This is a genomic window from Gordonia polyisoprenivorans (assembly GCF_017654315.1).
Lineage (GTDB): Bacteria > Actinomycetota > Actinomycetes > Mycobacteriales > Mycobacteriaceae > Gordonia > Gordonia polyisoprenivorans_A.
Genome location: NZ_CP072203.1, coordinates 1,257,718 through 1,278,731 on the forward strand (window position 1 = coordinate 1,257,718; position 21,014 = coordinate 1,278,731).

The 21,014-nt window shown below is 69.4% G+C and carries 10 protein-coding genes and 1 pseudogene; 4 read left to right on the forward strand and 7 right to left on the reverse strand.

The features are described from left to right. Positions 1-95: 95 nt before the first annotated feature. Together J6U32_RS05710 and J6U32_RS05715 are read left to right on the forward strand one after the other, a co-directional pair. Positions 96-347 (forward strand): hypothetical protein, encoded by a 252-nt coding sequence (locus J6U32_RS05710; RefSeq protein ID WP_348273374.1) that lies wholly within the window; start codon positions 96-98, stop codon positions 345-347. Between the two features lie 50 nt (positions 348-397). Beyond that, on the forward strand, positions 398-637 hold the full coding sequence (locus J6U32_RS05715; protein ID WP_208793932.1) for a hypothetical protein: 240 nt from the start codon (positions 398-400) through the stop codon (positions 635-637). Between the two features lie 25 nt (positions 638-662). Here the strand turns inward: J6U32_RS05715 and J6U32_RS05720 are convergent, their stop codons facing one another. Further along, positions 663-1,445, reverse strand: a complete 783-nt coding sequence (locus J6U32_RS05720; RefSeq protein WP_208793933.1) for a TIM barrel protein — start codon at positions 1,443-1,445, stop codon at positions 663-665. Then, positions 1,442-2,221: pseudogene (locus J6U32_RS05725) on the reverse strand (Gfo/Idh/MocA family protein); the annotation flags it as partial. The pseudogene J6U32_RS05725 and the gene J6U32_RS05720, both read right to left, overlap by 4 nt. A gap of 9 nt (positions 2,222-2,230) precedes the next feature. On the opposite strand from J6U32_RS05725, the gene J6U32_RS05730 reads away from it, so the two are divergent. Continuing rightward, a complete protein-coding gene (locus J6U32_RS05730; RefSeq protein ID WP_244332639.1) occupies positions 2,231-2,641 on the forward strand; it encodes a substrate-binding domain-containing protein in 411 nt (136 codons plus the stop codon). A gap of 22 nt (positions 2,642-2,663) precedes the next feature. Here J6U32_RS05730 and J6U32_RS05735 read toward each other — a convergent pair whose 3' ends face one another. From J6U32_RS05735 to J6U32_RS05745, 3 genes are all read right to left on the reverse strand, one after another. Beyond that, entirely contained in the window at positions 2,664-4,574 is a 1,911-nt protein-coding gene (locus tag J6U32_RS05735) for an ABC transporter ATP-binding protein (protein ID WP_208793934.1), read from the reverse strand. A gap of 139 nt (positions 4,575-4,713) precedes the next feature. Beyond that, the gene (locus J6U32_RS05740; RefSeq protein ID WP_208793935.1) at positions 4,714-5,733 is read right to left on the reverse strand and encodes an iron-siderophore ABC transporter substrate-binding protein; all 1,020 of its coding nucleotides are present in this window, start codon (positions 5,731-5,733) and stop codon (positions 4,714-4,716) included. A gap of 28 nt (positions 5,734-5,761) precedes the next feature. Beyond that, a complete protein-coding gene (locus J6U32_RS05745; protein WP_208793936.1) occupies positions 5,762-6,703 on the reverse strand; it encodes a methionyl-tRNA formyltransferase in 942 nt (313 codons plus the stop codon). Between the two features lie 54 nt (positions 6,704-6,757). Here J6U32_RS05745 and J6U32_RS05750 point away from each other — a divergent pair, with 54 nt between their 5' ends. Continuing rightward, a complete protein-coding gene (locus tag J6U32_RS05750; RefSeq protein ID WP_208793937.1) occupies positions 6,758-7,996 on the forward strand; it encodes an alpha/beta hydrolase-fold protein in 1,239 nt (412 codons plus the stop codon). A 35-nt stretch (positions 7,997-8,031) separates the two neighbouring features. Here the strand turns inward: J6U32_RS05750 and J6U32_RS05755 are convergent, their stop codons facing one another. Both J6U32_RS05755 and J6U32_RS05760 read right to left on the reverse strand, forming a co-directional pair. After that, entirely contained in the window at positions 8,032-19,515 is an 11,484-nt protein-coding gene (locus tag J6U32_RS05755; RefSeq protein ID WP_208793938.1) for a non-ribosomal peptide synthetase, read from the reverse strand. Positions 19,516-19,644: 129 nt separating this feature from the next. Continuing rightward, the gene (locus J6U32_RS05760) at positions 19,645-20,991 is read right to left on the reverse strand and encodes a lysine N(6)-hydroxylase/L-ornithine N(5)-oxygenase family protein (protein ID WP_208793939.1); all 1,347 of its coding nucleotides are present in this window, start codon (positions 20,989-20,991) and stop codon (positions 19,645-19,647) included. Between the last annotated feature and the right edge of the window lie 23 nt (positions 20,992-21,014).

Here is a 21,014-nt window from a genome sequence, read left to right on the forward strand (position 1 = left end):
ACCCGCCCGGGAGGGTAGCCGGCGCGCCGGATGCGCGGTTCACGCTGGCGGCCGAGCGGACGCTGCTCGCATGGGTTCGGACGTCGCTGGGATTCCTGGCCGGTGGTGTCGCCATCGTCTACGTCGCCCCCGACATCACCGATCGCGCGCTGGAGACGACCCTGGGCCTGGTGATGGTGGCGCTCGGGTGTGCGATCGCCGTCATGGGCGGTCTGCGGTGGCGCCGGACCGATCGGGCGCTGCGTGAGGGTGGGCCGATGCCGGGGTCCTCGCATCTGCTGGTGGTGGTCGCTGCCATAGTGGTGATTGCGGTGGCGATCGCGTTGACGATCGTCATCGGGCACTGAAGTGCCCCCAGAGTTCACCCGAGCCACAGACCAGGAGGGTCGGCGTCACCATGACCGATCACCAGTTCCAGAGCGCCGCGCAGACCTTCTCGCGGGGCATGGTGACCATCGGGGCGATCATCGTGATGGTCTGCGTCGGCTTCCTCACCTACATCTGGTGGCGCGACGGCCGGTGGCTGTGGGTCACCCTCGGCATCGTCCTGATCGTGGTGAACATCGCGATGCTCGTGATGACCTACCGCAAGGCGCGGCTCACCCCGCCCGCACAGCCCGACGACGAGGACGACTGACACCTCCAGTGGGAGCGGGTGGCGGTCAGACCGCCGGGGCGAAGGCCTCGCGAAAGGCGTCGAGCGCCGCATCGGGATCGTCGCGTGCCCATGCCTCCAGGCCGACGACGCCGTCGTATCCGATGCGGTCCAGCGCGGTGGCGACGCCTCGATAGTTGACCTCACCGGTGCCGGGTTCACAACGACCGGGAACGTCGGCGACCTGGATCTCCCCGATGAACGGCAGTGCCTCGCTGACGAGTTCGATGAGATTGCCCTCCCCGATCTGCGCGTGATAGAGGTCGAGGTTCAGGCGCAGATTCGGGTGATCGACGGCCCGCACGAGGGCCAGGGTGTCGGCGGCCGCGGCGAACGGTGTGCCGGGGTGATCGACCGCGAGATTCAGATTCTCCAGGACGAATACGCGTCCGGCGTCCGCGCCGAGTTCGGCGAGACGCCGCAGGGTGTCGGCGGCGCGCAGCCACATCGCCGGGGTGACCACCTCCACGGGTGTCACCGGCAGCCCGCCCTCACCGAGTCCGGTGCCGTGCAGGTTCAGCCGCGGGCAGTCCAGCCGTTGCGCGGCGATCAACGACTCCTGTGCCGTGGCAAGCAGTTCCGCGATCCCGTCGTCGGTGGTGAGGTCGCCGCGCAGATAACCGGTCATCGACGAGAATCCGGCCCCGGAGGCGGCGAGTGCGTCGAGATCCTTTGTCGCCCAGTCCCAGATCTCGACGAGCATGCCGTGGTCGGCGATCCGCTCGACGCGGTCACCGAAGGGCTGATCGAGATAGAGCATCTCCGCGCACGCGGCCAGACGCACGCTCATGCCGGCACGTCCTGCCGGGTCTCGACGTCGGCGACCGGGACGGTGCAACCGGTCTCGACGCTGCGGATCGCGGCGAGTGCGATCGACAGGGCGGTGCGGGCATCGGTGCCGTCGACCGGGGACGACTCCCCGTTGCGGATCGCGTCGGTGAATGCGGTGAGCTCGGCGAGGTAGGCCGATCGGAGCAGATCGGTGTCACGTCGCGCGGTGTCGACTGCGACGCCGTCGGCGGTGTAGCACGTCATGTCGGTGCGGCGGATGTCGCCTGCGGTGACCATGCCACCGGAACCGAAGACCTCACCGCGCACGTCGTAGCCGTACAACGCGGAGAAGCTGGCCTCGGCGGTCGCCATCGCACCGTTGTCGAAGACGATGGTGACCACGGCGGTGTCGAGGTGTCCCGACGACTTCGCGTCGGGCCGCACGAGTGCGTCGGCGTGCGCGGTCACCGACACCGGTGTGGCACCCGGATTGAGATGGCAGAGCGTGTCGAAGTCGTGGATCAGCGTCTCCAGGAAGATCGTCCACTGCGGGATGCGTGCCGGGTCGGCGGTGAACGGCCCGGGGTCGCGGGTCAGCGACCGGAGCAGGTGCGGGGTGCCGATGCGGCCGGCGTCGATCGCTTCGCGGGCGGCGACGAAGCCGGGGGCGAAACGCCGATTGAAGCCCACCTGCAGGACGATGCGGGCGTCGGCCGCGGCCGCGATCGCGCGGTCCGCGTCGGCGAGTGTGACGGCCATCGGCTTCTCGACGAAGACGTGCTTGCCCGCGGCAGCGACGATCGGGTGTCCGGATTCCTCAGACGCACAAGAGAACTCGGAATCGACGGGCGGGTGGTGCCCGGCGGTGCCACCGAGACCGACGGGGTGAGCGCCATGACCGCGCTGCTCGACCAGGGTGACACCGCGACGGCGGTCATGGCATTCAACGACCGGGTGGCGATCGGCGTCCTCGACGTGCTCCTCCGCCGAGGGAAGTCTGTGCCCCAAGATATCTCGGTCATGGGATACGACGACTCCCGCCTGTCGCGACTCGCCCACATCGACCTGTCGACGGTGGCCCAGGACGCCAACCGACTCGCGCAAGAGGTCGTCGCACAGGCGGTCGGTCAGCTCGGCGGTCACGCGGTGGGTGATGTCGTCCTGCCGCCGACACTGATCGCGCGGCGCACGACCGGCCGCGCACCCGAAAGCTGAACCCGCGGAATCGGCAAACGCCCTACGCCCCGGCCGCGCAGCACGCCTCGTCGTCGTCGGCGGCGAACTGGGTGCGATAGAGCTGTGCGTACCGCCCGCCGCGCGCGAGAAGCGTGGTGTGGTCGCCGCGTTCGACGATCCGGCCGTCCTCGATGACGGCGATCTGATCGGCGGCGCGGATCGTCGAGAGGCGATGCGCGATGACGATGGAGGTGCGGCCGGCGAGGGCCTCGCCGAGCGCTTCGGAGACCGCGGCCTCCGACGTCGAATCCAGGTGTGCGGTGGCCTCGTCGAGGATCACCACCGACGGTTTCGCCAGGAGCAGTCGTGCGATCGTCAACCGTTGCCGCTCACCGCCGGAGAGCCGGTAGCCGCGTTCGCCGACGACGGTGTCGAGGCCCTCGGGCAGCGACGCGATCAGCTCCTCGAGTCGGGCCCGGCGCAGCGCCTCCCAGATCTCGTCGTCGGATGCCTCCGGCTGTGCCAGAACCAGATTGGCGCGGACGGTGTCGTGGAACAGGTGGCCGTCCTGGGTGACCAACCCGACGGTGCGGTGCACGGTGGTGGCGGTGAGGTCACGCAGATCCACACCACCCAGCTCGATACCGCCGTCATCGACGTCGTAGAGGCGGGTGGCCAGCGATGCGATGGTCGACTTGCCGGCGCCGGAGCTGCCGACGAGGGCGACCATGCCGCCGGCGGGGACGTCGAGGTCGATGTGGTGCAGCACCGTCTGTCCACCCCGATTATCCAGTTGCGCAACCTCTTCCAGGGAGGCCAGCGACACCTTGTCGGCCGCCGGGTAGGCGAACGACACGTCACGGAAGCGCAGCGACACCCCGCCGTCGGAACGGGGTAGGTCGACGGCGTCGGGCTTGTCGGCGATCAGTGGTTGCAGGTCGAGCACCTCGAAGACCCGCTCGAAACTGACCAGCGCACTCATGATCTCGACGCGGGCATTGGCCAGCGCGGTCAGCGGCGCGTACATGCGGGTGAGCAGCAGGGCGAGGGACACCACGGCCCCGGCCGACAGGTGCTGGTGTACGGCCAGCCAGCCCCCGAGTCCGTAGACCAACGCGAGCGCCAGCGCCGAGACCAACGTCAGCGCCGTCATGAACACCGTCTGCAGCATCGCGCGCCGAACCCCGATGTCGCGCACACGATCCGCGCGGTCGGCGAACTCCGCCGACTCCTGCTCCGGGCGTCCGAACAGTTTGACCAGCGTCGCTCCCGGAGCGGAGAACCGCTCGGTCATCTGCGTCGACATGCGGGCGTTGTGCTCGGCGGCCTCCCGCGACAATGCGGCCATCCGCCTGCCGAGGCGGCGGGCCGGAATGACGAAGACCGGCAACAGGATCAACGCCAGGACCGTGATCTGCCAGCTGATCGCGATCATCACGCCGAGCGTCAGCACCAGTGTCACCAGATTCGACACGACGCCCGAGAGTGTGTCGCTGAACGCACGTTGGGCGCCGATGACGTCGTTGTTGAGCCGGCTCACCAGGGCGCCGGTGCGGGTGCGGGTGAAAAACGCGATGGGCATGCGCTGGACGTGGTCGAAGACCGCGCGTCGCAGATCCAGGATCAGGCCCTCGCCGATGTTGGCCGAGAGCCATCGCGTCACCACCGACGCGGCCGCCTCGGCCACCGCGATCACGGCGATCAGACCGGCGAAGCCCGCGATGGCCGCGGCGGCACCGGAGTCCTGTGCGGTGATCAGGTTGACCACATGCCCGGCCAGCAGTGGGGTCACCACCGTCAGAACGGCGGTGAAGATCGACAACACCAGGAAGGCGACGATCCGGCGGGCATGCGGGCGGGCGAAGCCGCCGATCCGGCGCAGTGTGCCGCGCCGATCGGGGCTGCGGGGCGTGGCGTCGGGGGAGGTCATCGACTTGTACATGACGTCCCACGCGACCGATTCCATACTCATGGCAGCCAGGTTAGAACTTCAAGCGAACTTGATGTCCAGAACCCGAGGCAGAACGACTGGTCCGGAATACGAGAAGGGCCCGTACCGAGACCTCGGGGAGAGGTGACGGTACGGGCCCTCGTCGAGGGGGCCGTGAGTGTCAGCCGGCGGCCTGCGCCAGCGGCGTCCCGATGTTGTCGACGACGTAACCGAGGCTGAGCACGGTCTGCCAGCCGAACGCCTTCTCGAGTTCACCCTCGAGGTAGACGCTGTGGTTGTCCTTGACCGCGGGCAGGTTCGCCAGCGCGCTCTGGTCCAGGACCGTCTGCTTGCCCTTGGGTGCGTAGGACAGCTGATCCCACACGATCACGTCGGTGTCGAGCTTGCGGGCTTCCTCCAGCGACAGCGTCGCATAGAACTTGTCCCCGGCGGCCTGATCGACCTGGGTGTTCGGCGCGAAGCCGAGCGAGGTGAAGAACTGCGTGCGGGGATCGGCCGCGGAGAACGCCGACAGTGCGCTGCCGTCGTAGGTGGCGACGCTGATCGTCTTGCCCTTCCAATTCGGGTGGGCGGCACCGAGGTCGGTGATCTTCTTCTTCACGCCTGCAACGAGCTCGGCAGCCTTCTTGGGCTGTCCGACCGCGGCACCGATCTCCTCGGTGGTCACGTCCCACGGCTGCTCGTAGTCGGCGTAGTCGGCCTTCTGCGCGATCACCGGGGCGATCTTGGACAGCGCGTCGTAGGTGTCCTTGTCGATGCCGGAGTAGACGGCGACGATCAGATCCGGCTTCATCGCGGCGATGGCTTCCGGATCGATCTCCTCGGCGTTGTAGATCTCCGGCTTCTGGCCCTTGAGCAGATCGGTGGCCCATGCGCCGACCGCAGCGCCCTTGGTGGTCATGCCGTCCCAGTTGCGCACCGTCACCGGCACCACGCCGAGTGCGAGCAATGCGTCCTGGTCGGTGTAGCCCAGCGACACCACACGCTTGGGTACCGCGGTGACCTCGGTGGAACCGAACTTGTGGGTGATGGTCGCCGGCAATGCACCCTGCTCGGCCGCCGGCGCCGCACTCGACGACGAGTCGTCGGAATCCGAGCCGCAGGCCGTGAGGAGCGCCGCCACCAGGGCGACGAGCGCCATCAGGATCGCACCACCACGAATTTTGTTGAACGTCACCATACCTCCAGTGTTCTCTCGGCGAAGCCGATCAGATTTCGTCCACATAACCGGCACGCGTGCCGAAGTACTCGGTAGCCGGTACCTCCCGGCCGTCGTCGAGGCGCAGACGATCGAGGACGATCGCCGGGGCCGGACGATTGGGGGCGTCGGATCCGCACACCACCGCGATACCGCCTTCGCATTCGACGGTGACGCGTCCGGGGGTACCGCCGAAGCGGCCCCGCGACACATGCGCGCGGATCACCCGCAGCCGCTCACCGCGGAATCGGAAGTGCGCGTTCGGGTACGGGTCGGACTGGGCGCGCACCAACAACTCGATATCGGCGGCACTCGCGGTGAAGTCGATCCGGGACTCGCGGTCGGAGCGCTTGTGGAAATACGTGGCGCGAGCAGGGTCCTGCTGGTGATCGGTGAGGGTGCCCTCGGCAAGGGCCGACAGCGTCGAGAGCACCAGGGGCTCGATCAACTCGGTGGTCGCCGCCACCAGTTCGGTGGTGGTGGCGCTCGGTCCCACCGGAATCGACTGCTGCGCCACGATCGGGCCGCCGTCGAGCGTCTCGTCCATGCGGTGGACCGTCACCCCGACGCGGCTCTCCCGATTGAGCAGGGCCCAGAGGACCGGCGAGAATCCCGCGTACTCGGGCAACAGGGAGTCGTGGACGTTGAGGGTGCCGTGGGTGGGCAGGTCGAAGACACTCTTGGGCAACCACGTCCGCCAGTTGTTGGCCAGGATCACGTCGGGCTTCGCCTGGTGCACCGCGTCGATCAGGGCGTCGTCGGCCCGCTGGGCCACGTGGACCGGTACACCGTGAGCCTGCGCGAGATCCTCGACGGAGTCGCTGAACATCTGCTCGTAGGGGTGGGAGCTGGTGGGATGGGTGACGGCCAGGACGACGTCGTGCCCCGATTTCAGGGCCGCGGTGAGAGTCCGGTGTCCCCAGGTCTGATAACCGAAGGTCACTACGCGCACCACGGTAGGTTAGTGGAGCCTTAGCTTATGAGTCAATTCCACGAAAGGGTCAAAATGCCCGTCTCCGCTGACCTGCTCACACCGCACCCCGGGGTGGTCTTCGATCTCGTGGACGAGCGCAGATCGCCGTGCTGGCCGCGGTATCGCGTCCTGCCCGACGGCAGTGCCGAGGCCTTGCTGATCACCGACCTCGACGCGCGCGGCGCCACCGTCGTCCGCGAGGACGGCGGACCGACGGTCGGGTTCGTGCCGATCGCGGCCGACGATCTCGCGGCGCTGGTGGGTGGCGCGTCGTTGCCGCTGCCCGAGGCGCCCGGCGTCGCCCGCGTCGAGATCACCTTTCCGGCAACCAGTTATCGCATCGCACTCGGTGACGATGCACCCGGCGCCGACCCGTTCAACGCCGACAGCCCGGGTGGGCTGGTGTCGCTGCTCACCCATCCGAACGCGCCGCGGTCGGGGCTCGACGGGGTGGACCTGTGGCGACCGGATTCGCCCGACGGGGCCGCCGAGGCGACCGAAGGTGCTCGCCCGCAGCGCATTCGACTCGATCGTGGCGTCCTCGGCCGTCGCGCGACGATGCACCTGAGCGTTCCGCGACGGCCCGCCGCCGACGGCGTCGTCCCGGTGGTGTTGCTGCTCGACGGCGATGACTGGCTGCACCTGTATCCGCTGTCGTCCGCGCTGGCCGCCGCGGCCGCCGGATCGTCCGAGTGGGTGTCGGTGCTCGACTCGGTGGCATTGGCCTACCTGCCCGCACCGCTCGACCGGTCGGCGCGGGAGGACGAACTGACCTCGGCCGCAACGGCATCCGCGGTGGCGACGTCGGTGCTGGCCGCCGTGGACGCCGATCTCGTCGGGCGCGGGTTGCGTCGCGGATACACCGTCCTGGCCGCGCAGAGCCTCGGCGGAATCGCCGCGGTGCGTGCCGCGGTGGCCGCCGCGCGCGCGGGCTCGGCGACACAGGGTATCGATGCCGTTGTCGCACAATCACCCTCGTTCTGGTGGCCGGCTCCGGCGGCGGGCGGGCCACTCGACGGACCCGACGGTGGTGCGGTCCTCGGAGAACTCGACGACGACACGTTCGACCTCTCGTCGCCGGCCCGCTCGTTCCGGTTCACCGTCGGCAGTGGCGAGCCCGCCATGCACCGGCACATCGACGCGGTGCGCGCCGCGCTCGCCGACCGCGGCGCCTGGGCGACCATGCGTGTCATCGACGGCGGCCACGATCATGCCGTGTGGCGGCTCGCGCTGGTCCGTGACCTCTGCGACGAGCTCACCACACGGCACTGAACCTGCTGTGACCACCTGGTCGCAGTCATTGTGTCTCATCCGAATTCGGCGGCGATCGCCGAGACGGTCCGAAGCTCGTAGACCTCCCGTACCGAGACCGGCCGGCCGAACTCGCCACGCAGCAGCGCGGCCAGCCGAACCGCCGACATCGAATGGCCGCCGACCGCGAAGAAGTCGACATCGACCTCGAGATCGTCGCAGTCGAGGGCCTCGGCCATCAGTTCGGCGACGAGCTCCTCCTGCGGCCCGGCCAATGGGCGGCCGCCGGACTCGACGAGCTCTCCGGCGCCGAGCTTCGCATGGTCGATCTTGCCGTTGATTGTCAACGGAATCCGCTCCTGCACCGAGAACCGGGTGGGCACCAGATAATCGGGCAGCGCATCGCGCAGACCGTTGCGCACCAGACCGATCAGAGCCGCCGGATCGTCGGTGTCGGCCGCCAGATGACAGCACAGCACCCCGTCGCGGGCAACCGTCACCGCATCGCGGACGCGGTCGGCGAACCGCTCGAGCACCACCGCCGACACCTCACCGGGATCGACGCGATGGCCGCGGATCTTCACCTGGTCGTCGGTGCGGCCGAGATAGTCCATCAGGCCGTCGGTGTTGCGCCGCACCAGATCTCCGGTGCGATACATCCGCTCACCGGCGGCGCCGGCCGGGCACGCCACCATCGTCGCAGCGGTCCGGGCCGCGAGATGGAGGTAGCCGCGAGCCAATCCGACACCGGTGACGTACAACTCGCCGGCCACCCCGTCGGGAACCGGACGCAGCCACTTGTCGAGGATCATCACCTCGGTGTTGTCCACCGGCCGTCCGATGGACGGCGTGGCCGACTCGTCGGTACCCACGCCGAGGGTGTTGATGGTGTATTCGGTGGGCCCGTACAGGTTGTAGCCGCGGGTACCCGCGGTGGCCCGCAACCGCGCCCACAGGGTGGTCGACACCGCCTCGCCGCCGAGCAGGATGAGTGGCGGAATGTGTGCCTGTGCCCCGAGTAGTCCCTCGGCCACGAGTTGATCGGCCTGTCCGGGCGTCACATTGAGGACGTCGATCCGCTGCTCGGCGACGTAGGTGACGAGCCCGGTGGCGTCGCGTCGCAACTCCTCGTCGCAGATGTGCACCTCGTGACCCTCGGCGAGCCACAGCAACTCCTCCCACGACATGTCGAAGGCGAACGAGATGGCATGGGCCACCCGGAATCGCCGGTTGGCGGCCCGCACCGCCGGGGTGAAGATCCGACGCCGGTGATTGGCCAGCATGTTGGCCAGGCCGGCGTGGCCGATGACGACGCCCTTGGGGGTTCCGGTGCTCCCGGAGGTATAGATCACGTACGCGTCGCCGTCCGCGCGGGCGCGCGAGGCGGCGAGTGCCGGTGCCGCGGGATCGTCGGTGACCGGCATCAGCCGGTTGGCGGCAACCACCGTCGACATGCGACGGCTCGACTCGTCGGAGACCAGGACGATGTCGGGATCGCAGTCGTCGCAGATCGCACGCAGCCGATCGTCGGGATGCTCGAGATCCAGTGGCGTGTAACGCGCGCCGGACCACAGCACCCCGAGGATGGCGACGACCACCTCGGCGGAGCGCGGAACCGCGATCGCGACGGTCGAGCCGGGCGCGACCGACGCCTCCGCCAGCCGGCCGGCCAGCCGCATGATCCGATCGGCAAGCTCCCCGAGACTCCACCGCACCGCGCCGCACACCAGTGCCACCGACTCCGGTTCGCGGCGCACCGCCGCGGCGAACTCGTCCACCACGGTCGACGACCACGGCCCGTTCGCGGCCGCCACCGCAGCCGGATCCGGGCCTGACACAGCAGGATCGGATGCCACCGGCAGGGCGGCCAACGGCGTATCCGGTGCCTGAGCGGTGCGCGAGAGTGCCCGCAGCACGGCCATGACATGGTCGGCCAGCCGCGTCGCCATGGTCTCGTCGACCAGCTCGGCGCGATACTCGACCTTCAGCGTCATCTCGTCGCCGGGGGTGAACACCCACGTCAGCGCGAAGTGGGTGGAGTCCTCGGCCTCCTCGGTGAGAATCCCGTGCCGATCCCGGGTCTCGCGGGCCGCCTCCGGATCGAGGAAGTTCTGGATCACCACCAGCGAATCGAAGAGGGCGGTGACGCCCAGCTCGCGATGGATCGCACCGAGATCGGCCCCGTCATGCGGCATCGCCGCGGCGCGATCGTCGGAGACGCTGCGCAGCATCTCCCGGACCGGACGCCATGCGTCGACCTCGACACGGACCGGCACGGTGTTGAGCAGAACGCCGACGACCTCGTCGATGCCGGGCACCTCCAGCAGATCGCGCCCCGACACCGACAGCCCGAACAGCACATCGGACTCACCGGTCGCCCAGTTCAGGGTCAACGCCATTGCAACAGTGGCCAACGCCGTCAACGTCACCCCGTGTGCACGACCCGCCGCGAGCAGATCGGCTGTCTCGGTGGTGTCGAGGCAGCGGATGATCTTGCGCGGCAACTCCTCCGCGGCAGCCGGGGCCGGCGCGTCGAGCGCCGCGGGCCGGCCGAGCAGTGTCGGCCCGACCATCCCGCCGAGAACCGAACGCCAGAACGCGAGGTCCTGCCGGTGATCTCGGGCCTCGAGCAGCGTGGCCACCTCGGCGAAGCCGGGCCGCGCCGGCCGTGGGGTACGCACCGCGGACTGTTCGCGATCGCGCAACCGGTCGAGGAACTCGGTGAGGAAACGCGCCCTCGACCACCCGTCGAGCAGTGCGAGGTGATAGGTGAACAACACCGTGTCACCGTGGCCTGCGCGCCGGACGATGGTCGCACGGGCTGCGGGCGAGCGATCGAGCGGAATCGGCTGTGCGCGATCACGTTCCCGCAGGGTGTGCTCGTCGGACGAGGTGTCGTCGGTGTGGACGACCTCGACCGGCAACAGCACGCGCTCGTCACGGCCGGGTAGGTACTGGGTGGGTGTTGCCGCGGCCAGGTCGAATCGCGCGCCCATCGCCGGGTGCACGACGACGGCGTCGGCGAACGCCTCGGCGAGCTGATCCGGGTCGATCTCCCGATCGAAGGTCAACGCGGTCTGCGCGTGATACGACCCCGACGGCGCGACCTGTGACTGGAACAGCAGGCCACGCTGCAACACCGTCGGCGGCACCTGCACCGGGCCGCGATCGGCCGTCCGGTCGATCTCGGCGGCCAGCGCACCGACGCTGCTCCGCACCGCGTCGGTGATCGTTTCGGCGGTGATCTCCTGGCCGGCGATATCCGAGATCGACTCGGCCACGGCGAATTGCACCACCAGGCGCGGTGGTGACCCACTGACCCAGACGTCGGCCTCGACGGCGTACGGGGTGCGCGGCGGGGCGGTCGGCGGCGGGGTGGGCAGCACCTCACGGCTCTCGCCGCGGCCCAGATAATTCACCAGGATCTGTGCGCCGCCCTCGGCGAGCAGTCGTGACGTCCGCGCGTGGACGTGGCGTAAGGCCATGTAGCCCAGCGGGTCCGGCCTCTCGGCGAGGGCCGCGGTCAGTTCGCGGGAAGTCACCGCGGCGTCGGCGCGGGCCGCCACCCGCACCGGTGCGATCTGGGTGAACCATCCGACGGTGCGACCGCAGTCCAGTGCCGCGTCGCCGCCGCGCACCGGCTCACCCGGATCGGGGCGACCGTGCCCTTCGACGTCGACGAGCAGGGTGGGTTCGGTGCCGAGCAGACGTGCGACCGACGCGAGCATGAGGGAGACGATCACCTCGGTGACCGCCCCACCGAGCGCGGGCGCGGCCTCGTCGACGACGACGACCACCTCCGGACCGTCGACCTCGACGGTGTGGGCGGTGATCCGGTCTGCGTCGAATACCGTTGCCGCGACCAGAGGCTCGGTGGTGTGCAGGTCTCGCCAATGCCCGAGATCCGATGCGATGACGGGGCTGTAGGCCGCGCGCATCACCTGCTGCGCATACGTGGCATACGAACTCTGCTCCGCAGCCGGACGCCCGCCACGCAGGGCCTGCTCGAGGTCGTCGATGATGACCATCCACGACACGCTGTCGACCACCGCATGGTGGGCCAGCAGCACCACGCCGTGTCCGGCGTCGAGGAGGGCGGCGGCGATCGGTCGGCCGTCGGCGAGGCTGATGTCGCCGATCAGTTCAGGCACCGCATCGACCGGGTCGGCCGACGCCGACTCCCGCACCGACGGCGCCACCGGACCGGAATCCGGTATCGAGATCGACAGCGCCGCTTCGGCCTCGGTGCCGGTGATCACGGCGCCGAGCATCGGGTGCGCCTCGACGACGGCGGTGAGAGCAGCGCGGAGCTGATCGGCGGTGACGCCGCGCGGCGTTCGGAGCAGCCGTGCCTGCACCAGGTCGCCGGGGAATCCCCACTCGTGCTGGCGGAGCAGGATGGGCGTCGGCGCGGGTGCCGCGCCGGCTCCGGAATCGGTTGCCGCACTGCTCATGACGGCCACCGCGTCGGCGCCGAGGCGTTCGGCGATCCGTGCCGGGGTCCGGCCGAGGAACACATCGCGCGGGGTCACCTTGACACCGCGCGCGGCGAGGCGGTTGGCCACCCGGATCGCCACGATAGAGTCGCCGCCGAGCATGAAGAAATCGTCATCGCCGCCGACCTCGTCGACGTCGAGGGCTTCGGCGATCACCGACGCCACGGCGGTGACCCGCGAGTCCGGGACGTGGGGATCCCCGCTGTCCGGTGCTGCCACCTCGGTGATCTCGGTGACGGGGATCGCGGCGAGTAGTTCCCGCAGCCGGTCGTCGTCGCGTTTGCCGTTGACGGTGCGCGGCAGGGCATCCACCACGATCACCTCGTCGGGCACCATGTGCGCCGGAAGGGACTCCCGGGCCGCACGCCGCGCGCGAGCCGCGTGATCCCCGCCGGAGCCCGGTGCGCCGTCGGCGACGATCGCTGCACGCAGACGCGGGCCGTCGGGGGTGTCGACGGCCACGACCGCGGCCTCGCCGGCGACACCGGAGCGGCGTAACGCGGTCTCCACCTCGCCCGTCTCGATCCGGAAGCCGCGTACCTGTACCTGCCGATCGGCCCGGCCGATGTAATCCATGCCGCCGTCGGCCCGCACCCGCACCACGTCACCGGAGCAGTACAGACGGTCGCCACCGGCTCGCAAAGGAGTGGTACGGAACGGGTTTGCGACGAATCGGGTGGCGGTCAGGTCCGGACGCCGGTGGTACCCCGCCGACACCTGCGGTCCGGAGACGTACAGGATGCCGGTGTCGCCCACCGCCACCGGACGGAGTTGCTCGTCGAGCACATGCGTCACCAGACCGTCGAGCGGACGGCCGATGGGGCTGCCCGAGTCCTCGCGAATACCTTCGGTGAGGGTCAGCGCCGTGACGTGCACCGTGGTCTCGGTGATTCCGTACATATTGATCGCCACCGCACCGGGGTGCCGATCCAGCCACCGGCCGGTCAGTGCCGGCTCGAGACGTTCGCCGCCGAAGATCAGGTACCGCAGATCCGGAAGCGTCACGCCGGTCGCGTCGAGCGCGGCGAAGGCCGTCGGCGTCTGATTGAGCACGGTGATCCGCGCATCGCGCAGGGCGCAGGCGAGATCGGCCGGGATGCGGGTCAGCGCATGATCGACCACGACGGCCAGCGCGCCGGCGCGCAGCGGTGCCCACAGCTCCCAGACCGAGAAGTCGAAAGCGAAGGAGTGTGCGACGCACCAGATGTCGTCGGGGCCGGTCACCACGTGGCTCTCGGCGTTGCGTAGCAGCGACACGACGTTGCGGTGCGTCACCACGACGCCCTTGGGGACCCCGGTGGAGCCGGAGGTGTAGAGGATGTATGCGGGGTCGTCGGGGCGGACGCGATGTGGTTGCGGGCGTGCACCGCCCGGCTCGGCGGGTGAATCGCGCCGGTCGGGATCGGGGCACAGAACCGGGATGTGGTCGTCGGCGATGCGTTTCGCGAGCCCCGCATGATCGGGAGAGGCGACGATCAGGGCGGGCCGGCAGTCGTCGACGATGAGGTCGAGGCGCTGCTGCGGCGAGTACGGATCGAGTGGGACATAGGTGACCCCGGCCAGTACCGCGGCGATGACGGCCTCGGCGAAGCGGCTCGAGCGCTCGATCAGCAAAGCGACGCGCGGTGGTGGGTCACCGGCCGTCAGGGCGGGTAGGGCGCGGCGGATCTGCTCGGCGAGTGCTGTTGCAGCGGCATCGATCTCGCCGTAGGTGCGGGTGGCCGGGGCCGACTGGGCCCGCAGGTCGCCGAGTGCCGGACGGTCATGGTGCGCGCGGACCGCCGAGTTCCACACGTGCGCGAGCGTCGCATCATCCCGATCGTCGTGCTCGTTGTGCTCGTCGTGATCATCGGGGGCATCGAGGGCCGAACTCACCTCCGCGACGGTGCAATCGGTCAGCAGCATCGTGGTCGCGGTGACGAGGTGCGCGGCGATGCGTTCGGCGCGAGCACGAGGGATCACCGACTCGTCGTGGATCAGTCGCAGCGGTGCAGGGGCGTCCGGGGTGATCACCAGCGTGAGCGGATAATGTGGGGCGCCGTCGTTGACGATGCCGACGATCTCCAGACCCGTTCCGCTGGTGTCGATCTGATCGGCTCCGGTGCCGATCTCCACCACCACGAGGGTGTCGAACAGCTCTCCCGCCGACCGTCCGGCCGTGCGGGCGATTTCGGTCAGGCCGATGTGCAGGCAGTCGCGGACCCGATCGTGGTGTGCGGCGAGACCATCGACGAGGTCGCGGGCGCGCCGGGTGGGCGCCGCGCCCGGCGCGCGGACGGGCACGGTGTTGATGAACATGCCGACGGCGTCGTCGATTCCGTCCACCGGTGCGTCCCGCCCGGAGACGGTCGAACCGAACACCACGTCGGTGCCATCGTCGACACCGGTCATCCGGCGCAGCGCCAATCCCCACGCGGCTTCCACGACATCGGGGAGGCGCAGCCCGGCCGCACGGGCCCGCGCCGCCAGCGTTGCGAGTTCCGGTGCGTCGAGCGACATCTCGGATAGCGCACTCGATGCCGTGGCGCCCGGCGCCACCACCACCGGATGGAGCCGACCGGCGAGTTCGTCGCGCCAGCGCGCCACGTCGGCGTCGTGGGGGCGGGCGGCGATCCAGCGCAGGTAGCCGGCGAAACCGCGGTCAAGGCGGTGTGCGGGCACCTCGGTGCGGTCGCGTTCAGCGGTATCCCCGTAGCCGGTATCCCCGTAGCCGGCATCCAGGTAGCCGGTATCCCGGTAAGCGGCGAACAACTCGCGCAACGCGATCGGCACCGACCACCCGTCGGCGATCAGATGGTGCACCGTCTGCACCACGACGTGGTCGTCACCGTCGGGGATCACCGTGTAGCGCATCAGGGGTGCCGACTCGGGATCGAAGCCGCGGTCGCGATCGGCCCGGGCGATCTCGTCGATGCTCGCCGGTCCGGTGGCCGCGTCGAGCACGGTGAACTCGAGCCGATCGGCGCAGTCGGTGTCGAGGACCTGATACACCCGACCCGACCGTGTCGTCCGGAACGCCGCGGCCAGGGTCGGGCGGCGCCGCAACAACATCGCGGCCGCGGTCCGCAGCCGCTCGACGTCGAGGGTTCCGCGCAGCGTCAGGATCTGTTGCTCCACATACATACTCGACTGTGCGCCGTCGAAGATGCTGTGGAAGTGCATACCCTGCTGCAGCGGCGTGAGCGGCAGCACGTCGACGAGGCCGGGACCGTCGATGGCGTCGAGCTCGTCCTGATCGAGGATCACCTCACCGCCCGGGGTGAGGGCGAAGTCGCCGGCCGAATGCGATGCCAGCGCAGCGATCCCGGACACGGCCCGGAGCGAGCGTTCCCACAGGTCGAGGAGCCGGTCGATCCGGTCGTCGCCGAATCGCCCGGCGGCCCAGGAGATCGTGGTGCGCAGGACGGCTCCGTCGGGGCCGGGTTCGGTGATGGCGTTGAACTCGAGTTCACGGGGGAGGCGTTGGCGCGGGTCGCGACGTTCACCGAGTTGGCCCGTCGGACCCAGCGGCGCGAAGTCCTTGGCCTCGGGGGTCCCGACCCGGCCCAGATAGTTGAACAGCACCTGCGGCGACCGGTCCAGCGCGGTATCGGCTTCTGGGCCGAGATAACGTCCGATGCCGTAACCGATTCCGCGGTGGGGAACCACGGCGAGCTGGTCTTTGACGGCCTTGAGCGCGCGGCTCACCTCGGCGGGGTCGTCGAGGTCGACGGCGCCGGGGTCGACGAGCACCGGGTACAGCGTGGTGAACCAGCCGACGGTGCGGCTCAGATCGGCCTCGCCGCCACCCGGGGTCGGGATGTGGCGGGTCTCGCGGCCGTGGCCCTCGAGTTCGATGACGCTGTGAGTGTGGGTGTGGGTGTGGGTGTGGGCGTGCGCCCCATGGTGATCCGACGGCCGCTGTTCTGATCGGAACCGGGCCAAGGTCAGCGACAGTGCCGTCATCAACACCGCTTCGGCGGTGGCGGCGTATCCGGTGACGACCTCGCCGAGCAGTGCCTCGGCGGCCGGCCCGCCGAACTCGTGCACCCGCGTCACCTCGTCGGCCACGCGGGCGGTCAGCTGCGTGGGGTCGTCGGCCAGCGGGGTGTCGGGGCGGGCGAGCACCTCGTCGAAGTAGGTGCGGTCGGCCTCGAGTCCGGGTGCGGCCGCGGCGAGCAGTTCGCTCCACCGCCGCAGCGAGGTGCCCTCGGTCTGCACCGGTGGAGCCGAATCGTGTGTCGGAGAACCGGAGTCGTCGAGTGACCCCGCGCGTCGCGCCGCCATCGCGCGCGTGAGGTCGTCGGTGAGGATGTCCCAGGACACGCCGTCGATCACCAGGTGGTGGATGACGAGGAGAAGTCCGCGGGTGCCGTCGGCCGCCACGCGCAGACCGGCGGCCAAGACCACGCCGTGTGCGGGATCGAGCTGTCCGGTCAGCCACTCGATACCCTCATCCGTGGTGGCCGAATCCAGTTCGGTCACCGGAACGACGCCGATCTCCTCGGCGCGCGGTATCCGCAGGTGCAGCCCTGGCCCGGTGACGACGGTCGCCGCGAGTGCCGGGTGTGTGCGCACCGTTGCGGTCAGGATGGACTGCGCGGCAGCCTGATCGAGATCGTCCGGGGCGCGGAGCTCGACGGCCTGCACGAATCCGTGGATGTGCTCGGCGATCTCGCCCGCCCACCGGATGATCGGCATGGCGTCGACGATGCCGTCCGGACGATCGTCGGGGTCAGGCTGGTGGCCGGTGCGCGTGACGCGCGTGGCCAATGCGCGCGGCGTGCGGGCGTCGAAGACGTCGGACACCGTTGCGCTCCAGCCGTCTCGGCGCAGTGCGCCGAGGACCCCGATGGCGCGCAACGAATCCCCGCCGACGTCGAAGAAGTCGGTGTCCGGGCCGATTCGGTCGACACCGAGGGCTCCGGCGAGTGCCGCGGTCACCGCGGCCAGCGCCGGGGAGGCCTCCGCGCCGGACTCGCCGATCGCGGGATCGGGTTCCGGGCCGAGTGCTTCGGAGAAGTCCGGATCGGGCAGCGCGCGCCGATCCAGCTTGCCGTTGACCGTCATCGGGAACGCGTCGAGCACCATCACCGTCGCGGGCACCATGTAGTCGGGCAGCGCCGACCGCGACCACTCCCGGATGTCCGCCCCGCTCGGGTGGCGGCCCTGATGGCAGACGACGTAGCCGATCAGGCGGCCGTCCTGCAGTGTCACACAGGGCATCCGCACGTCGGGATGCTCGGCCAGCCCGGCCTCGACGTCCTCGAGTTCGAGGCGCATCCCGCGGACCTTGACCTGGTTGTCGGCGCGGCCGAGGAATTCCAGCGATCCGTCGTCGAGGCGTCGGGCCAGATCGCCGGTGCGGTACATGCGCTCACCCGGCCGCCCGAACGGATCGGCCACGTAGCGAGCCGCGGTGAGATCACCCTGGCCCACATATCCACGCCCGAGCAGGAACCCGGCCGCATATAGTTCGCCGGGCTCGCCGGCCACACTGGGCCGCAACTCGGCGTCGAGTACATACAGTGCGGTGTTGGGGTTCGCCGACCCGATGGACGGGCCCATGCGATCCTCGTCGCCGGCATAGATCACGTGGGAGACACCGATCGTCGCCTCGGCCGGACCGTAACCGTGGTACATCGGGATCTGCAGTTGTTCCCGGAAACGCCGGAACAGTGCCTGCGTCAACAGTTCCCCGCCGCACCAGACGTGCCGCAACGAGTCCAGCCGCGACCCGCCGTCGGCCAGTGCGAGCAGCACGTCGAGCATTGACGAGACCAGGTAGGCGAAGGTGACGTGCTCGCGGGCGATCAGATCGAGCAGATACTGCGGATCGCGCTCACCACCGGCATGGGCGACCACCACCCGGCCGCCGCTGATCAACGGCAGCAGGATTTCGTTGATCGAGATGTCGAAGGCCAACGGCGCCTTGAACAATGCGGCATCGGTCGGGCCGAACCCGAGGATCTCGTCGCGTTGCCAGAGCAGTCGCTCGACGATGGCCTCACGCCGGATCATGGCGCCCTTGGGTTTTCCGGTCGATCCCGAGGTGAACACGACATAGGCCAGCCCGGCCCCGCGCATCGGTCGCGTGACGGGATCCACCGCCTGGTCGAGTAGCTCTGTATCGCAGTCGAATTCGATGATCGCCGGATCATTCGCGCGGTCGTGGGGCGAGTTCGCGCCGCGGCGGGTGACGAGCACCCGTACCTGCGCGCGCTCGATCACGTCGCGCCGGCGGGTATCGGGCCACTCGGGGTCGACCGGCACGAAGGCGCCACCGGTCATCAGCGCGGCCACGATGGCCACCACCATGTCGGCCCCACGGTCCATCGCGATCCCGACGAGCGCCTCGTCACCGATGCCGTGGTGTTCGAGATCATCGGCCAGAGAGGCTGCGCGAAGCCATAGTTCGCGATACGACAATCGATGCCGGTCGTCAATCACGGCAAGCGCATCCGGTGTGGCCCGGACGTGCTCGGCGATCAGTTCCACCACATCCGGTCGTCGCCGCGGGGCGTCGGTGTCATTCCATCGACGCTGGCGCCGCAGACGCTGCTCGGCGGTGTCGGGCCGGACGGAGTCCAGGCGGCGGTCGGGGTGGGTGATGAGATCGCCGAGGAGGTCGGTGAGGTCGTCGGGCGAGACGGGTGCGTCGATGCTCACGCCGAGCCCGTCGCCGTCGAGGCGGGTGCTGACCCGCACCGATCCCACCTCGGCGATGACGGCGACGTCCTCGGGATTGTCCGTGCGGTTTCGCAGCGTCGCAACGGTATCCAGCCCGCCGGCCAGGTCGACCAGGCCGACCTCGCCGGGGGAGTGCGATCCGAACAGCGTTGCGGCGCCGATCTCGCCGGCGGTGCGTCCGCCGTCGACGACGCGCAGCGATACCGCCGGGACCGGTGAACCGTCGACCGTGCCGGCACGAGCGGCCCACCAGGCGGTGGCCAGTGCGACGGTGGCCGCGGTGGCCCCGGCCCCCACGTCACCGAGGCGCGAGCGCATCTGGTGCACCGACGCCGGGGCGATGGTGGTGAGGACATTCGAACCGAGCGAACTCATCGTCAACCTCTCTGTGGCGCCGGCGGCATGCGAGAGACACGTCCATGCGCTGCCGGCGGATCGGTCCGTGGTGGTGACGGACCCTATGGGTCGGACCGGGTGATATCGAGCCGGGATGGTGGGGTGAGGTCACATGCCCGAGTGCGAGTGGTGCCCGCCCCGCCCCGACGCCGCGAACTCCGATTCGGTCGGTTCGGGCCGCGCCAGTTCGGAGATGATGGCCGAGCGCAGTTCACCGGCCCGGATGGCGATGTTGGACAGCAGGGTGGCCCCGAGGCCGTGGGTGCCCTGGGTGGCCCCCTGAACGAACAGACCCGCGATGCGGGTGCCGTCGACGATCGCCTGGTGGTCGCGGCCCACGACGCACGTGTCGCCGATGGTGCTGATGCCCTCGACGCCGGGTGAGGTGAATCCGGTGGCGCACACGACGGCATCGACGGTGACGGTGTCGCGGGTGCGATGAATGCGGTCGAACAACTCCACCTGCACGCGTCCCTGATCGGTGAGCGCGGCCCCGGTCACCGCGGTCGATCGTCGCAGGCGCAGACGGCTCTGGCCGGTCACCGATTCGCGGTAGTGGTGATCATGCAGGGTGGTGAGCAATTGCGGCTCGACACACGAGTAATTGGTGTAGCGGTGCCGATTGAGCAGGTCGGCGCGGACATCCTCGGACGCGGCGTAGAAATCGTCCACCGCGGAGGGATCGAACACCTGGTTGGCGAAGGGGCTGTCGTCGGCGGGGGCGAAGCCGTAACCGTGGAATGTGGAGGTGACGCCTGCGCCTCGGGTGTAGAGAAAGTCGATGGCCTCGGCGGCCGATTGCCCACCGCCGACGACCAGGAACTCCGATCCGGCGATGTCGCTCGGCAGCGCGTCGAGATGGTCGAGGAAGCGGTGGTTGTGGAACACCCGGCCGCTCTCGGTCAGCTCGGGGCGATCAGCCCACTCCGGCAACCGTTCTCGTAGACCGAGTGCGACGACGACGGTACGCGTGAAGTACGTCTCGACCGATCCGTCGTCCAGCGTGGTCACCACGCGAAAGCGTGCTCCCGCCGAGGCGTCGTCGTCATGCGGATCGATCTGCTCGATCCCGATCACGTTGCGGCCGTATCGGACATCGGCGGCGACGTTGTCGGCGGCCCAGGACAGGTAGTCGGCGAATTCGACCCTCTCGGGGGTGAAGGTCTGCCGGTTGATGAAGCCGGTCAGTCTGTTCTTCTCCACCAGATAGTTGACGAAGGTGAATCTGCTGCGCGGATTGCGTTGGGTGACAAGGTCCTTGAGGAAGGAGATCTGCATGTTGGTCCCGGGCAGGAGCATTCCGGGGTGCCAGCCGAACGTGTGGCGACGTTCGAGGAACACTGCATCGAGGGCCGGAGGTCCGTGGTCCGGGTCGTCGTATTCGCTCATGGCGATCGCGAGCCCGAGGTTTCCGGGTCCGAATCCCACGCCCACCATGTCGCGAGTTGCGGTCATTGGCTTCACTATCACACACCCCT

What these genes read in the sequence shown, in the direction of transcription:
- J6U32_RS05750 (WP_208793937.1), top strand. Translation starts at nt 6,758, where the DNA reads ATGCCCGTCTCCGCTGACCTGCTCACACCGCACCCCGGGGTGGTCTTC.
- J6U32_RS05740 (WP_208793935.1), bottom strand. Translation starts at nt 5,733, where the DNA reads ATGGTGACGTTCAACAAAATTCGTGGTGGTGCGATCCTGATGGCGCTC.
- J6U32_RS05760 (WP_208793939.1), bottom strand. Translation starts at nt 20,991, where the DNA reads ATGACCGCAACTCGCGACATGGTGGGCGTGGGATTCGGACCCGGAAAC.
- J6U32_RS05715 (WP_208793932.1), top strand. Translation starts at nt 398, where the DNA reads ATGACCGATCACCAGTTCCAGAGCGCCGCGCAGACCTTCTCGCGGGGC.
- J6U32_RS05735 (WP_208793934.1), bottom strand. Translation starts at nt 4,574, where the DNA reads ATGAGTATGGAATCGGTCGCGTGGGACGTCATGTACAAGTCGATGACC.
- J6U32_RS05720 (WP_208793933.1), bottom strand. Translation starts at nt 1,445, where the DNA reads ATGAGCGTGCGTCTGGCCGCGTGCGCGGAGATGCTCTATCTCGATCAG.
- J6U32_RS05755 (WP_208793938.1), bottom strand. Translation starts at nt 19,515, where the DNA reads ATGAGTTCGCTCGGTTCGAATGTCCTCACCACCATCGCCCCGGCGTCG.